We start from the raw sequence: 14,559 nt of genomic DNA on the forward strand, positions 1-14,559 counted from the left end.
CGAATTAGAATTTAAACGAAACGCCCGCATTGACCGAGTAATCTGCAAATGCGGCATCGCCACGTACAAATGTGCCCGATTTGTCGGAATACTCCTTGTCGGTCACGCTTTGTGTGCGGTTTCTGACGAATGCAACCGGTACCGTCGCGAAGAAACTGAATTTCTCGCCGGAATAAGTGATGCCAGGCTCTGCGGCCCACACGTAGCCAGGTCGGCGGAAATCGCCGCTGCCGCCTACGAGGTCGTGTACCGGAATACCTTCCAGACGCGCTCCCACCGCAACAGCCCAGCCTTTCAACACCGGGTTAAGGGAATAACTGAAACCGCCGCGTGCCATGTACTGGTCGGGAACGCTCATGATGGCCTCGTTGGCCAGGCGGGGCGACAAGGTTTCACGGTAGGTACGTACACCATTCTGCTCGCGTGGGTTGACGAGGTAATAGAAATTGCCGTACACGCCGAAATTGTGGAATATGTTATAAAATGTATTCAATTCCACTGTAACGCCGGTTCCGCCGTCGCCGAGCTGAATCGACTGGTCGACGGTACGAAGCTCTTTCGCACCATTCGGGCCGACATTGTACCAATAATCCTGGTAGTCATAGTCCCCGGTCGGTAATTTAATGCCCAGACCCAGTTGAATATTCCCGCGAGTGCTCTTCTTGGGATCTAAAAGCCAGCGGTAGGCTGCAATACGCAGGTCGCCGATGCCGAAAGAATGCATGCTGTGCCGCTCGTTGAATTTATTGGTACCAGCGACCAGGCCGTGCTCGTAGAGCGACGAACGCGCATTTGAAATGATCGGGAGGTCGACCATTAATGACCAGCGATCGTTGAGAACGCGCATGATGTTAATGTCGATCGAAGCCGTGTGGTTAATCACCTCGGTGTGCTGTACGAGGCGCTCCTTATTCTCAGTTTTACCTGAAAAATGGCGGAACGACTTGAAATAGCGTCCGCTCGTCGTGACTACCCATTGTGCGTGGTCGTTGCTGTCGGCATGGGCGATCATGCAGGCGTTACCCGTGCCACGAATGGCCACGCAGCCTTGTGAAAATGTACGTTGAGCAACGCAAAGTGCCAATAACAATGCGATTGATAGTTGTAATTGTCTTTTCATAAGTGATTTGGTGAATTTTCCTGAATGGTAAAATAAGTGTAAAAAAATGAGAATATCGTACAATATTTCCCGGTTGAAAAGGAAAATGAAGCTCGGGGTTGGTCTTCATTTAAATTGCCCTATTTTTGCAGGATAATTCCAGATATTATGTCCGAGAACAGACTTCTTTTCTGCATTTCGCCTCCTCCGGTAGCCTGAACGGCTTAATGACCGGAATCTATTTTGGTACTTCCCGTTTCTTCGGGAGGCAATGTTGCTATTACCATTGTTCATGAGGGTTGTTGAGCCTTAACCCCGTTGTGGGTTACGCTTAACCGGTTTGCGCTGTTTTCGCAGCGTCCGATGTCCATTTTATACCTTTTGAACAAACATTACAATGAAACAAGCTTTCATCAAGCTGCATATAGCCATCGTGCTCGCCGGATTTACCGGTATTTTCGGAAAACTGATCACCGTCAATGAAGGCCTGCTGTCGTGGTACCGCATTTGGCTCGCGGGAATTCTGATGCTGCTGATCCTCGCCGCAACCAAAAAACTCGAACGCATAGCATTCCGCGACTTTGCCCGCATTTCATTGACGGGGCTTTTTCTCGGAATGCACTGGATCTTCTTTTACGGTAGTATCAAGTATTCCAATATTTCGGTAGGTGTGGTTTGCTTCTCGCTGGCTGGTTTTTTCACGGCTATTTTTTCGCCGCTGATCAACCGTAGGGCCTTCGTGCTTTCCGAGTTGCTGCTTAGCCTGCTCACGCTTCTGGGCATTGCTTTGATTTTTAGTTTCGATGCCCGGTACCGCATCGGTATCACACTCGGCGTGATTTCTTCGGCGCTCGGATCACTCTATATGATCTCCAACGAGCGGCTGGCGCATTCTTTCAAAAGCGAGACTGCCACCATGTATGCGATGCTCGGCGGAGGCATTGCGCTGACTCCGCTAATGCCGCTGTATGGCTATTTTTTTCCGGTCGAAACACTCATACCTTCTTGGTCGGACCTGGGTTACCTGCTATTGCTGGCTTTTTTCTGCACGGTGGTGTTGTATATGTTGCAAACCCAGGTGCTGCGCCGCATTTCGGCATTCACAGTCAACCTTAGCCTGAACCTGGAACCCGTTTACACGATTATACTGGCCATACTCATCTATCATGAGAACAAGGAACTCCGCTGGTCGTTTTACCTCGGCCTGGCCCTGATCATATTATCGGTGATATTGCAAATGCTGCACGTAATGCGGGCGCACAGAGCCGGTTCTGCAGTGGCTGGTACCCGTTAACAGAAAGCCGGGGCATTAGGCCGACTGGTGTCCCGGCTGCCTGAGCATGCTATCGATCGCCTCTCGCAGCTCATTGGGTTGGCTCTGATAGCCTTGCAGTCTGAAACCATTGTAACCCAATGCTTCCGGAATATCCTGTTTTAGATCGAGAGCGGCTTGCTGCCTGCTCAAAGCGATTCCCTGCGACTGTAAATGCCGAGCCAGATATTCCTGCTCCGACTGCCCGGGCGTAGGGATCAGCAATGCCTTTTTTCCGAGCATCGCCAGATCCATCAACGTGGAATAACCGCTTCGGCAAATGACAAGTTGGGCGTCAGCGAGTGTTGTCGCAAGTTCCTCCGCGTTGGCGTGCGTAACGTACGTAATGTGCGCAGGCAGCCTGGTTCGTGCCGCGCCCGAGGGGTTGCCGGCCACGATGTGAAAATGGTAATCGGTGGCAGACGCGGCTTGCCGAAACAACTTTTCTTCCAACATCTCCCGCATGGGTTCCGGCCCTGATAGCAAGATCAGTATGCTGTTATTTTGAACTGGCGGGGGCGTAGCCGAAGACCGCAATTGCGATAGCAGGCCAATATAACGTGCATTCGAGGGAATGCGAGGCGGGTGCGATAGCTTGCCGGCCAGTCCGCCGTTTTCCTGTACATCAACGATCCAGCATGCGTCGAATTTTTCGAGGATGCGGTAATGCAGTTTCCGCATCAGCCAGTTGGCGCCCATCCCTAAACCGGTAATAATATTCAGCTGATGGGTCATGATAATCGATCTCAACCCTTTTATTTTCAATCCGTACCGGTTGTCGGAGATGACCAGATCGAACCGGTGCCTGGCTTGCATTTCGCGAAGCCACCGGCGCTCGCGCCCGATCGCTCCCAGGATTTTGGGGATTTGAGCTAATATTTTCGCAACGAAAGTGCCGCCGCTACGACTGTACGTGATGTTGTAACCGGCAAGGGGCAACTGCGGCAGATCGGGAAAATTGCTTTGCAATAATGCCGCCGTAGCACCCGAAGCGGCAATGGTGACCTCGCATCCTTCGTCAATAAGGTACCTGATGACAGGGATGCAGCGCGTGGCATGTCCCAGTCCCCAGTCCAGCGGCGCTATAAGGATACGGAATGGCAGTTCGGTTGATTTTTAGTAATAAGGCAAAAGTAGCAAGTCTGCCGCTATTTCGGGCCAAGGAATAACAGTACGCGATCGGTAACTTGTTTCAGCGAAGGTATCTGGACAGGCTTTTGCAGGTAATCCATCACATGTCCCGAACCCATCGCCCGGTTGTAATCGTCCACCTCGACCGAAGAACTCATCATGCAAATCGATATTGGCTGAGGCACGTCCGGTTTCAGTTTTCCATATTCGTTCAGAAATTGCCAACCGTCGAGAATAGGCATATTAATGTCGAGCAATATCAATTGCGGGAGTTTCAGCGTGTTTTCGCGGTTGAGGGAAATGTAATCGAGGGCATCACGGCCATTCTCGAAAAAAATGATCTCCCGGGCTATTTTGGCTTTTTCAATAATTCGTTTTAGCAGGTAAGTGAAGATTTTGTCGTCATCAATTACGCAGAGGATTTCAAGCATTTTCGTTGAAAGTAATTTTAAATGTAATTCCCGCGTCGACCTCACTGAAAACCTGAATGTCTCCGCCCTGGGCTTCTATTTGATTTTTAATTAAAAACAAGCCAACTCCATGAGCATCTTCGTGTTTATGGAAAGTTTTGTATAAGCCGAAAACCTTGTCGGCATGCAGGGTCAGGTCAATACCCTTACCCTCATCGCTATATTCCAGTGTTTTAAAACCCATTTCATTGCGGTAGAACCGAAGTTTGATTACCGGGTGCTCACCATCTTTCTTGTATTTAATACCGTTGGATATCAGGTTCATCAGAATGCTTTCCAGGTAAATGTGCGGGAATGTAATCTCCGTTTCCTGAAAGTCGATCTCGACCTGCGCCTGACTCGCGTGAAGGCTCTCGTCGAGCACACCCAGCACCTGCTGGGTAACCTCTCTGATATTCAATAGCTCGCCTTCCAGATGGTTATCGCGGATTTTGATCACCTGCGAAAGATCGTCGAGCGTTCCATTCAGGTGTTTCGACACGGTTTTGATCTTCTGGAACAGCTCCTCATTGTCTTTGGTAAGCGTGGATTCATCGACAAAATCCGCGAGCAGCGCAATATTGCTTGAATGGTTGCGCAGATTATGGGACAAAATGTGGGTAAAACTTTGCAGTTGACTATTCTTCTGTGCCATCTTTTCTTCCACCGAAGTCCGCTCGTCTATTTCCCGTTGCAGATCAGACACAGACCTTAGTAACAGCACATTGGGAAATATTTTGAATAAATAATAAACGGTTATCAGCGATATGATGGCCGTGCCGAACCTGACCAACGCGCTGACACGGTACACGGGCAGCCAGAATATGAGTGCGTCGATCAAATGCGTGGTGCCGCACAAGAGGATGAATGCGACGAAAAGCCAGATCGTTTTTGGGAAAGGGAAATCTTTTCGGCTCTGAATGAACCGGATAAGGAAAATGGGTATCAGGAAATAGGCTGTCCAGATGAGAATGTCCGAGATAATGTAAAGCCAGCCATGAAAATCCGACCAGGAACCGCAGTACCAGCGGGCAGGCCATTCAGATTTGTTGAATAGTCCCCGGAAAAACTCCTGCACCTGCTCGGCCAGCCCTGCCTGGTTTGCTTTCAGCGGTCCCGTGCCCGTACGGCAAAGCGGAATACGGTCATTTGAAATTGCTTGCAGGTTTGCATCTTCGAGGGTCATGAATCATTATTAGCGGGGGGTGTAATTCGAATATTAATGATAAATTTCGTGCTAAACAACCGCTGATTTGTTTTGCAAATTAGCCCGGCCAGTGCCGTAAAAATACTATTCGGTCCAGTTTGTAAAAATAGTTTTAATGTATCGGAGAGGTTGTCGCGAAGCCCCCGCGGTGTGGATTTGGGGCTGTGGGTTGTCCTGAGATTGAGGCCGCAATTAATGGCCGATTGCATGGTAATAATGCCTTCGGTGCATCAGATACAGAGCAGCGAGCCAATGCTGATTGTAAGCGCTACTTGTATTATTCATCGCTTTAAGACAAAACGAAGAATAGAATAAATATTTTTCAATGTAGAAAAAGTTCAATTGCTAAATATGCCTCACGGAGTGCTTTTTGACTATCTTAGCACACCGCCACGTATAAACCGTATGGCTATATTTTTGTTATGAATATTCAACTCCATCAACAGAACGGAACTACGATTGCAGAGGTCACTTCTGAAAAAGTTCTCATCCGCACACCCGACGACAGCCTGCAACTAATGGTAGACTTGTATTACCAGGGCTACGGTGAGATGATCCTGCACGAACCCAACATCACGCCGGACTTCTTCGATCTCAAAACCGGTATGGCAGGCGAAATTTTACAAAAATTTGCCACATACCGCGTCCGGCTCGCCATTGTAGGGGATTTTGCCCGCTATGAAAGCAAAAGCCTCCGCGATTTCATTTTTGAAAGCAATAAAGGAAGGCAAATTAACTTTTTGTCTTCGGTAGAGGAAGCTGTCGCGAAACTATCAATATGATGCGCGATGGAATTAGATGAAATCCTGGAACACTTCCACCCGCTGCCGCCGCAGTCGAGAGAGGCTTTGAAAGCACGCATCTCCGAAGTCCGGTATCCCAAAGGTCATATGCTCATGCGCACAGGCAGGGTCGAAAAGATGCTCTATTTCATCCGCAGCGGCATTGTTCGCGCATACTCGGACGCGGACCGTGGCGATGTCACGTTCTGGTTTGGAAAAGAAGGCGATGTGGTGGTTTCGATGAAAAGCTACGTTTCGGGACAGCCGGGTTACGAGCACATCGAAACGCTGGAAGCCTGCGAGCTCTACCAGATGAGAGCGCAGGACCTGGAAGAACTTTTCGCGAACGATATTCACATTGCCAACTGGGGCCGCAAGCTGATAGGGCAGGAGCTGATCAAAACCGAGGAGCGGCTCATTTCCATGCAGTTCAAAACAGCACAGGAAAGGTATCTCGATTTAATGTCGGCCACCCCCGATTTGCTTCACCGCGTGCAATTGTGCCATATCGCCTCCTTCCTGGGGATCACGCAGGTCAGCCTTAGCCGGATCCGTGCGGATATCAGGTAAAGGTTTGTTTTTTATCATTTGTAAAATTTTTTGTCGATCCGGAGCGGGACCTTTGTTAAAAAAACAAAGTGTTATGAACTGGATTATTTTGATCGTTGCAGGCCTGTTCGAGGTCGTATTCGCCTCTTGTTTAGGAAAAGTCCGTGAAACAAGCGGAAACGAAATGTATTTATGGTTTACAGGATTTCTCATTTCCATGACTGTGAGCATGGCGTTGCTGCTCAAAGCGACCCAAACGCTTCCGATCGGTACTGCTTATGCGGTTTGGACGGGTATCGGCGCCGTGGGAACTGTGCTTGTGGGTATATTGGTATTTAAAGATCCGGTCAGCTTCTGGCGGATATTTTTTATTTCCTCATTAATCCTCTCCATCGCCGGGTTGAAAATGGTTTCGGAACATTGACAATCTTACGGGAGGCTTGCTTTTTCTGTTTCCCGTTCATTTCCCTTATCCTGAAAATGCTTGTGGAATTTACGCCCCCATCCAGCGAAAAAACGGCAGAGCCCGCGCTTCGAAATATCCTGACTTCATCCCTGGTATAGATTTAGATCCGTAGCAAGCGCATTGAAACCAAAACCAGTTGATAATGGAAGACTACACAAATGTATTGATACATGCGGCGCGGGTAGGGAACCTGGAAGTGATCCGTGAGCTGCTTAGCCGGGGTGTCGACGTAAATGTGCGGGATGAAAAGGGCTTTACGCCATTACTGATAGCATGTTATAACAACCGCCCGGAAGCCGCGGAGCTCCTGCTGGAATCGGGTGCGGATGTGAACGCGGGAGATAATGGCGGAAACACCGCATTGATGGGCGCCGCATTCAAAGGACTTCCGGACGTGGCGTCCCTGTTGATCCGCCATGGCGCAAACCTGAACAGCCAGCACGGTAACGGCGGCACGGCACTGATGTTCGCTACGATGTTTGGCCGTAATGAATTGGTGAAATTGCTTCTCGAAAGCGGCGCGGATGCCGGTGTTCTGGATGTCAGGGGCCAATCCGCATTCGACCTGGCGATGCAACAAGGCAACCAGGAAGCCATCACCTTACTTGCATAAAAAAATGCCGTCGGTTCAAACCGACGGCAAACTGATTTGATTCCAAGCTCCTTTATGCAGGGATTTTTCTGGGTTTCTCCCGCTCCCAGAACCTGTGTTGAGCAATAGCGGTGATAAATTGCTTTGCGAGTTTGGCCGTATCATCGCTGATGACGATGCCGTCCAACAGCACCGAATCGTCCGAGAAATCCGCCGGAATTTTTCTGGCGAAGTAGGTCGATTCGATTACCTGCATTGCGCCGGCATCCGCCGCAATGGCCTTGCAATGCTTGAATGCCTCGTTCAGGAAATGGACGGCGTCCGCATCGGCCTCTACGGTTGCCACACTATTGGTGCCTCCCGGCACATACACTGCGTCATAAAGCACGGACGCGGCCGTGAGGAAGCTGTGGTGCACATGGATTTCCTCATCGGTTGTGGACAAGATGTAATTCAGCCTTGGCGCGATCACTTCCACAATAGCGCCTTCTGCTTCCAAGGCCGTTTTTACTGAATTAAGGGAATTGCTATCCACGCCATCAGCCGCCAGAAATGCTATTTTCCGTGTTTTAATGCTGTCTTTCGGGCTGTTAGCCATACTCAACGCGGATGAGGCAGTGAGCGAGCCTTCGACAATAATAGGGTCGTAATCGGCCGGGTCGGCGTCGGCGGGAATGCTGCGGTTCATAGGCAGCTCTGGATCTTCGGGAACGGAAAGCCGAAGTGCAAATGCTACTGCCGCTGCCAGGCTTTTGTCAACCATTGAAAGAATACCGAGCATCCGGCGGCGTACATCGTTAGACTGCACTTTACCTAATTCAAAGCTGAATGCTTCAATTATATGGTTCTTTTCCGGGTCAGACTGGCTGTTGAAGAACAGTTTTGCCTGACTGAAATGATCCAGGAAGCTTTTGCTCCGTGCCCTTATTTTCCTCGCATCGATCCTTTCGGGGTAGGAAGTAAACCCGCCTTCCGACGCTTTGGCCTGCAACGGATAGTTATCACCCAGGGAGTTGGGCCCGTAGCTGACCTTGCCGCGGTTGATCGTCTGGCGCATATAGCCGTCGCGCTGGTTGTTGTGAACGGGAACAATAGGCCGGTTAATAGGGATTTCCTGAAAGTTGGGCCCACCGAGGCGGATCAGTTGGGTATCGGTGTAGGAAAACAGCCTGCCTTGCAGCAATGGGTCATTGGTAAAATCGATACCCGGTACCACATGTCCGATATGGAAGGCCGACTGTTCGGTTTCGGCGAAGAAGTTCTCGGGATTGCGGTTGAGCGTCATTTTTCCGATCCTGACAACCGGTACGAGCTCTTCGGGGATGATTTTCGTGGGATCAAGCAGATCGAATTCAAATTTGAATTCATCTTCTTCCGGCACAATCTGCAAGCCCAGCTCCCATTCAGGAAAGTTACCACTCTCGATCGCGTCCCAAAGGTCGCGGCGGTGGAAGTCGGGGTCTTTACCCGAAATATTCTGAGCCTCGTCCCATGCCACTGAGTGGACTCCCAGTAACGGTTTCCAATGGAATTTTACAAAATGACTCACCCCCTCCGCATTAACGAGCCTGAATGTGTGAACACCGAAACCCTCCATCATGCGGTAGCTGCGCGGAATGGCTCGGTCACTCATTAACCACATGATCATGTGAGCCGACTCGGGCATAACCGATATGAAATCCCAGAAAGTGTCGTGCGCGGAGGCGGCCTGCGGGATCTCGTTGTCGGGTTCGGGCTTTACGGCATGTACAAGGTCGGGGAACTTGATGGCATCCTGGATGAAGAACACTGGCATATTGTTCCCGACGAGGTCGAAATTGCCTTCCTGTGTATAAAATTTAACAGCGAACCCCCGCACATCGCGGGCGAGGTCAGTAGAGCCCCTCGACCCCGCAACGGTTGAAAACCGGACAAAAACCGGTGTTTCGATGGAGGCATCGTTGAGAAATTGCGCTTTGGTATATTGCGCGAGCGGTTCATAGAGTTTGAAAACCCCGTGCGCGCCCGAGCCACGTGCGTGTACTACCCGCTCGGGTATCCGCTCGTGGTCGAAATGGGTTATTTTTTCGCGGAGAATGAAATCTTCGAGCAGGGAAGCGCCACGATCGCCTGCTTTAAGGGAATTCTGGTCGTCGTTGACACGGACGCCCGTATTGGTATTCATCAGCTCGCCTGTGGAATCTTCCATATGCTGGGCAAGGCTCCTGACCTTGTCGTTTTCCGGCTGGTCAACTTCCGGATTTTGTTGCGCTTTTCTTTTCGCCATAGTTGTTGATGGTTAAATTAAGCTTCCTGCGAAGCCTGGTATGCAATGTCATTTTCCGCGATCGAAGCCAGCAGCTCGTCGCTAGCCTGCTCTTCTGCAAGGGTTTGTGCCAGGATATCAGCCACTTCTTCTAATCCGAGGGTGGTTGCGAGCTGTATCAGGCCCAGGTAGGAGGCAATTTCATAATGCTCGACTTTTTGTGATGAAAGGATTATGCCCACATCCCGCGTGGCAGTACCGGCATCGGTACCTTCGATCACCCCTTCCCCTTCTTTGGTAAGCCCTTCCATCGCGTCGCATTTTTTGGCAATGGTTTTCTGTTCCAAAAGCCCGAAAATCTGCTCAATACGCGACACGTGTCCCACTGTTTCGGCAAGGTGCTGTTCAATCGCACCCACCAGCTGTTTCGAGCTGGCGGCCTGGCTCATTTTGGGTAGGGTTTTCACCAGGTGGTTTTCAGCCCAGTAAATATCGCGGAGGCAGTCCAGAAATAATTCATATAGGGCCGGTTCAGCGGTAGTCGAGGTTTTTGTCTTGAATTTAGGTTCTGAGTTTGTTTGCTCTTTCATAGTTACATGGTTTAAAATCGGAGCATTTCAGCAAAACATGTTCCAGCGCATTTAAGACTGGTATACAAGTTGCTGTCGCATCGGTTTCAGAGGGCGGCGTTGTTGCACAACCTCACCAACTACCACAATAATGCGATGTCAGAGACGATTAAAACTTTGGTTTTTTCAACGAAAGTTGCATTGGACGGCGTGCCCGCAGGTTTTTCGGGACGCTTTAAAATGCTTCACATAGAGTCGGGCCGGCTCTATGTGTACCGGGTTCACATTACCAAGCAAAAATATACGGGTACACACGTCCCCGGAATGGGAAGTACCCAAGAGGACATTGCCTGGTGGGAGCGAATGTTCCATGCGCTCGTTTCATTTATAGAGCGCTACAACCTGGCGTACGGCTATCTGCCTTCGGATCAGAATGTTTACCAGGACAGCCGTTTCTACACGGGAGAGCGCCTGTTTGGAAATAAAATAAGCTTCGTAGTCGACGAGACAATGCGGCGTGACCTGGCCGACCGGGAAGTAGTATTGCAGGACTTTGCAGATCAGGCACCCGCGGGAGAAGGAATTGAGGAGTAAGAAGCGGCAAGGTTGTTGGTATAGGCTGCATAGTGCCGTTTTGGGCACTGTGGATTTTTTTGTACAGACCCCGAACAAATGAACCGAAGCTTACATAATTAACGCAGGATCTGCTTGGGAACACCAGCCTTAGCAAGACGGTTATAGTCGATCCAGTAGCGGCACAGCGTTTTCAGCAAGGTTTGAAGCTCTTCAAAATCAATGGGTTTAACAAAATATGAATTGGCTCCGGCCTGGTAACAATGGTTGATGTCGTCCTGACTGGTGCTGCCGCTGAGGATCACAGCCGGGATCGTTTTCCACTCTGTTTCGCTATTACCCGGCGTCTGCCGGATGAGTTTCAGGAGTTCAACCCCATTGATATTAGGCAATTGCAGGTCGAGAATAATCAGTGCGGGGCGTCGGCCCTGGAACTGCTCGGCCGATTGGAATACCATATACTGGTAAAGTTCCTGGCCACCTTGGAAAAATCTGACGTGGTATTCAGGCAGGAATTTGGTGAAAATCCCCCTTAGGAGTTGGCGAAAGTCGCTTGAATCTTCGACAAGGTAAATTTCTTTTTTGCTCATGGTAATTGTTAGAATGTGTGTTGTTTTCCGTGCATCTCCTCGCCGGTCGTGTCATGGGCAGTAGAGAAAATGTCGGCAAATTTTACCCACCAGGAGCTGATGGATATTCACCAGCAAATCCAGCGTGGGCAGGCGTTTTATCGGTGACGTGGCTCGCATTCATAAAACAGGTATCGACCGCCTTAGCCAGCTTCACAAAATCCGCTTCGTGCACCGGTTTTTCAAGAAACGCGTTGACCCCGCGCTCATAAGCATCGCGCACCAGCGCGCGGTTTGAAGTTGTCGATAGCATAACGACCGGAATATGGCGGGAAGCATTGCTCAGTTTCAGGATGCCGAGCGTTTCGAGCCCACTCAATCGGGGCATGTTCATGTCCATGATGATCACCGTGGGGTCATCCGATATGCCTTGATTCCCGATAAGTTTGATGAGGTCGTCGCCCGAGTCCAGCTCGACGATCCGCACCGGGGCGATGACCTCCTGCACCGCAAGACGGATCAGCATGCGGTCGTCTTCGTCGTCATCGGCAAGATAAATAGTCTTCATTTTGTCTGCTAATGGCTAATAGAAATCGTAGATATTAAAAGGCAAACAAATCCATGCCAGGGAAGGCGGACGGCATAATTTTTAACGCCAGAAACTCAAAATCAAAAACGAACGGTGATTTCCGGGCCGTCTAAATATTTCACTTACAACTGGTATCAGGCCGATAAATCGGTCAATGCACTTGCCGACCTTTCTCCTGAAATCGTCGCCACAGGGCATGGGAAACCGATGGAGGGGCGGGAAATGCGCCAGCAACTGATGGACCTGGCCCTCAATTTTGCTGACCGCGCTGTGCCGCGCTACGGCCGGTATGTAGCCGAACCGGCAGTGACCAACCGCGATGGTGTAGTGTCGCTACCCATGGTCCCGAAAAAGCAGGGCTCCGTTTGGGCATTGGTGAGCAGTGTGGCTGTGATCGCATTAGGATGTGTGTATTTTTCGCGGCAGCGTTCGCGGAAAGAAATACTCTCGCTCCCCAATTTCTCCTAGGTTGTTCTATGTGCTATTTGTAATTATTTCCGCTAAGCGATTAGTGGAGCGCACCGCCTTTTCACCAGTTTTTTGCTACGAAACCTGGCGAAAAGGTTTTTGCTGCTTATTCATCTGATGGGCCGCCATATTGCAATGGGACTGCCTCAATGAAATTGCCCCAATGGCAATGCGCGATGGTGTTCCTTACCGAAGGCTCTTCATCGCCAGCGCCGCCGCCAGCCCGCCCAGCAGATAGAAGGTTACTGTGAGCAACTTGGTTTCACCGGTTCTGGCGACCGTGCTTTCATTGAGACCCAGCGGTTTGGCAAGACCTATTGCGCCCAGTCCGGCAATAAGGCCATACCCAGCGCCGCGGAGCAGGATGGTGTCGTCATCACCTTTACCGATCATGGCATAATAACCCGCATTACTGGCAAGGTCGGCCACAAATGTGGAGGCGGTCAGGACCTCGCCGGTGGGGGCTTCCAGGCCCATCGCCTCGACGGTTTTGGTAACGGCCTCTTCCCCGAGCAGGTCAACCCGCGGGGCTTTATGGGAAACGCGTTTGGCCACTTCATGGACCAGGTTAAGCACGACAGCCCCTGTGATCCCTCCCAGCATGTTTCTGATCTCTGGTTTCATAGATGTTTATGGTTTGGATGAAGAAATATATCAGCAGCCTTGCAGGCTGCTTGTGATGAGCTATTGACACGAAAAAACCGAACCAGCATCAAAACACGCGCCTAGTTGAGGTTTTTCCACAAATGCGCTCGGTTAAAATTTCGCGGCAGATGTGGTCTGGCATGTTTATTTGTTTTGACGCGCATGTTTTCGAATGGCGACGCTGCCTGGCTGTTGTTACGTCTTTTAAATTTCAATGCCAATCGACTTTAATCGTACACAATCATGGAGGACAAAAATTATACGGGCACTGTACCCGGACAGCATCACGGCGAATCGGTAACAGCCGAGGGAAGCCGCGATTTTGATGATATTACCACAGCGAAGGCCTTCTTTTTTCAAGCCGAAGGAAGGTTGCTCAACGTCAATCAATGGCATGATCAGGCCGCAGAGGCACTTGCCCGCTTCATCTTGGCCGATTCTGCCGGGAACCCTGTCGACGATATGGCGCAGCAGGGATTACTGATTAAAATCGATATCCCCGGTCCCGGCTCAAAATCGGGCGAGGGGTACGACTGGGTGAAAATTGAGGAAATCAAAAGGGTTAATTCTACAGAGGTACAAAGCACAGCGCTGCGGGTACGCCCGATTGCAGCGCCCGGGTCGGGGGAGGATAAGCCTACCCATTTCTACGACGAAAATTCGACCAGCACATTCACTATTACACGGGAGGACACGCTCGTAACAGCGGCCATTTACGACCGCAATATCAATCCTAACACCGAATCAGACTCGTTGATCGACAAGGTTAGAAATGCCATCACAGGGCTGTTTGGTGAAAAAGTGTTTTCCGAAATTCAATGGCAAGCGCTGGTCGACGGGCTGTTAAAGTGAAGTACCGGGCGCCGTGCGATCCGTCGCACGGCATTGCTCTTCCAGCAATACCTCCCGTAGGCAGCGCATTCATTATCTTGCATCCGGGTGTATCGGAAGCGAAACGGGAATACCCAGCCGAACGCTGGAAGAGCAGCTTGTGTCGTGTCGGTCAATACGGCGACAATCCACATTGCGGCGGCAATACAGACGCCGGCCGTCGTGTTGTATGCCCAAACCAATCCCCAGCACACGCCCTGGAAATCTCCTTACGTATTGCTTCCTTTCTCGGTGACTCGTGAACTACGAAGTAAAAACCCCATTATCCGGCACGTCGCCGACCGCCTTTATCATGAGGAAATACCTTTCCCGGAACCGGATAGAGTGGTAGACGCAGTGAAACAGCTACTCAACTTTACGGATACCGACCTGGCTCTAGCTTGTGTCGCGGCCAGGGTTTTTAGCATAAACCGGTGAAAAAAC

Annotated in this window: 18 protein-coding genes; 9 read left to right on the forward strand and 9 right to left on the reverse strand. The window is 50.5% G+C overall.

Annotated features, from left to right (window positions below):
- Window positions 1-4: 4 nt before the first annotated feature.
- Window positions 5-1,120 (reverse strand): hypothetical protein, encoded by a 1,116-nt coding sequence (locus tag ACTJJJ_RS17720; protein ID WP_440702543.1) that lies wholly within the window; start codon window positions 1,118-1,120, stop codon window positions 5-7.
- 376 nt (window positions 1,121-1,496) lie between these two features.
- On the opposite strand from ACTJJJ_RS17720, the gene ACTJJJ_RS17725 reads away from it, so the two are divergent.
- Window positions 1,497-2,393 (forward strand): DMT family transporter, encoded by an 897-nt coding sequence (locus ACTJJJ_RS17725; RefSeq protein WP_440702544.1) that lies wholly within the window; start codon window positions 1,497-1,499, stop codon window positions 2,391-2,393.
- 15 nt (window positions 2,394-2,408) lie between these two features.
- Here the strand turns inward: ACTJJJ_RS17725 and ACTJJJ_RS17730 are convergent, their stop codons facing one another.
- The 3 genes from ACTJJJ_RS17730 to ACTJJJ_RS17740 all read right to left on the reverse strand — a co-directional run bounded on the left by ACTJJJ_RS17730 (window position 2,409) and on the right by ACTJJJ_RS17740 (window position 5,177).
- Window positions 2,409-3,380 carry a glycosyltransferase gene (locus ACTJJJ_RS17730; protein WP_440702545.1) on the reverse strand — a complete coding sequence of 324 codons (972 nt, stop codon included), beginning with the start codon at window positions 3,378-3,380 and terminating at the stop codon, window positions 2,409-2,411.
- 179 nt (window positions 3,381-3,559) lie between these two features.
- Complete coding sequence (locus ACTJJJ_RS17735; protein WP_188932805.1) at window positions 3,560-3,973, reverse strand: response regulator; 414 nt, start codon at window positions 3,971-3,973, stop codon at window positions 3,560-3,562.
- Window positions 3,966-5,177 (reverse strand): sensor histidine kinase, encoded by a 1,212-nt coding sequence (locus ACTJJJ_RS17740; protein ID WP_440702546.1) that lies wholly within the window; start codon window positions 5,175-5,177, stop codon window positions 3,966-3,968. Before ACTJJJ_RS17740 ends, ACTJJJ_RS17735 begins: the two co-directional genes overlap by 8 nt.
- 443 nt (window positions 5,178-5,620) lie before the next feature.
- Here ACTJJJ_RS17740 and ACTJJJ_RS17745 point away from each other — a divergent pair, with 443 nt between their 5' ends.
- From ACTJJJ_RS17745 to ACTJJJ_RS17760, 4 genes are all read left to right on the forward strand, one after another.
- Entirely contained in the window at window positions 5,621-5,980 is a 360-nt protein-coding gene (locus ACTJJJ_RS17745) for a DUF4180 domain-containing protein (RefSeq protein ID WP_188932801.1), read from the forward strand.
- A 6-nt stretch (window positions 5,981-5,986) separates the two neighbouring features.
- Entirely contained in the window at window positions 5,987-6,550 is a 564-nt protein-coding gene (locus tag ACTJJJ_RS17750; RefSeq protein WP_440702547.1) for a Crp/Fnr family transcriptional regulator, read from the forward strand.
- 73 nt (window positions 6,551-6,623) lie between these two features.
- On the forward strand, window positions 6,624-6,953 hold the full coding sequence (locus ACTJJJ_RS17755) for a DMT family transporter (protein WP_188932797.1): 330 nt from the start codon (window positions 6,624-6,626) through the stop codon (window positions 6,951-6,953).
- Window positions 6,954-7,137: 184 nt separating this feature from the next.
- Window positions 7,138-7,608, forward strand: coding sequence for an ankyrin repeat domain-containing protein (locus ACTJJJ_RS17760; RefSeq protein ID WP_188932795.1), 471 nt, complete (start codon window positions 7,138-7,140; stop codon window positions 7,606-7,608).
- 52 nt (window positions 7,609-7,660) lie between these two features.
- Here ACTJJJ_RS17760 and ACTJJJ_RS17765 read toward each other — a convergent pair whose 3' ends face one another.
- Both ACTJJJ_RS17765 and ACTJJJ_RS17770 read right to left on the reverse strand, forming a co-directional pair.
- A complete protein-coding gene (locus ACTJJJ_RS17765; protein WP_440702548.1) occupies window positions 7,661-9,853 on the reverse strand; it encodes a catalase in 2,193 nt (730 codons plus the stop codon).
- Window positions 9,854-9,870: 17 nt separating this feature from the next.
- Window positions 9,871-10,422, reverse strand: a complete 552-nt coding sequence (locus ACTJJJ_RS17770; RefSeq protein WP_188932791.1) for a YciE/YciF ferroxidase family protein — start codon at window positions 10,420-10,422, stop codon at window positions 9,871-9,873.
- 135 nt (window positions 10,423-10,557) lie between these two features.
- On the opposite strand from ACTJJJ_RS17770, the gene ACTJJJ_RS17775 reads away from it, so the two are divergent.
- Complete coding sequence (locus tag ACTJJJ_RS17775) at window positions 10,558-10,995, forward strand: hypothetical protein (RefSeq protein WP_440702549.1); 438 nt, start codon at window positions 10,558-10,560, stop codon at window positions 10,993-10,995.
- 98 nt (window positions 10,996-11,093) lie between these two features.
- Here ACTJJJ_RS17775 and ACTJJJ_RS17780 read toward each other — a convergent pair whose 3' ends face one another.
- Both ACTJJJ_RS17780 and ACTJJJ_RS17785 read right to left on the reverse strand, forming a co-directional pair.
- Window positions 11,094-11,564, reverse strand: a complete 471-nt coding sequence (locus tag ACTJJJ_RS17780) for a response regulator (RefSeq protein WP_188932787.1) — start codon at window positions 11,562-11,564, stop codon at window positions 11,094-11,096.
- A gap of 82 nt (window positions 11,565-11,646) precedes the next feature.
- Window positions 11,647-12,111 carry a response regulator gene (locus ACTJJJ_RS17785; RefSeq protein ID WP_440702550.1) on the reverse strand — a complete coding sequence of 155 codons (465 nt, stop codon included), beginning with the start codon at window positions 12,109-12,111 and terminating at the stop codon, window positions 11,647-11,649.
- A gap of 114 nt (window positions 12,112-12,225) precedes the next feature.
- Between ACTJJJ_RS17785 and ACTJJJ_RS17790 the strand changes: the two genes are divergently transcribed.
- A complete protein-coding gene (locus ACTJJJ_RS17790; RefSeq protein ID WP_440702551.1) occupies window positions 12,226-12,600 on the forward strand; it encodes a hypothetical protein in 375 nt (124 codons plus the stop codon).
- A 186-nt stretch (window positions 12,601-12,786) separates the two neighbouring features.
- Here ACTJJJ_RS17790 and ACTJJJ_RS17795 read toward each other — a convergent pair whose 3' ends face one another.
- The gene (locus ACTJJJ_RS17795) at window positions 12,787-13,224 is read right to left on the reverse strand and encodes a hypothetical protein (RefSeq protein WP_188932777.1); all 438 of its coding nucleotides are present in this window, start codon (window positions 13,222-13,224) and stop codon (window positions 12,787-12,789) included.
- A 264-nt stretch (window positions 13,225-13,488) separates the two neighbouring features.
- Here ACTJJJ_RS17795 and ACTJJJ_RS17800 point away from each other — a divergent pair, with 264 nt between their 5' ends.
- Together ACTJJJ_RS17800 and ACTJJJ_RS17805 are read left to right on the forward strand one after the other, a co-directional pair.
- Window positions 13,489-14,097 (forward strand): hypothetical protein, encoded by a 609-nt coding sequence (locus tag ACTJJJ_RS17800; protein WP_440702552.1) that lies wholly within the window; start codon window positions 13,489-13,491, stop codon window positions 14,095-14,097.
- Window positions 14,098-14,184: 87 nt separating this feature from the next.
- Window positions 14,185-14,553 carry a glycosyltransferase family 9 protein gene (locus ACTJJJ_RS17805; RefSeq protein WP_440702553.1) on the forward strand — a complete coding sequence of 123 codons (369 nt, stop codon included), beginning with the start codon at window positions 14,185-14,187 and terminating at the stop codon, window positions 14,551-14,553.
- Window positions 14,554-14,559 lie beyond the last annotated feature (6 nt).

The organism is Dyadobacter sp. 22481 (assembly GCF_052044875.1).
Classification (GTDB): Bacteria; Bacteroidota; Bacteroidia; order Cytophagales; family Spirosomataceae; genus Dyadobacter; species Dyadobacter endophyticus.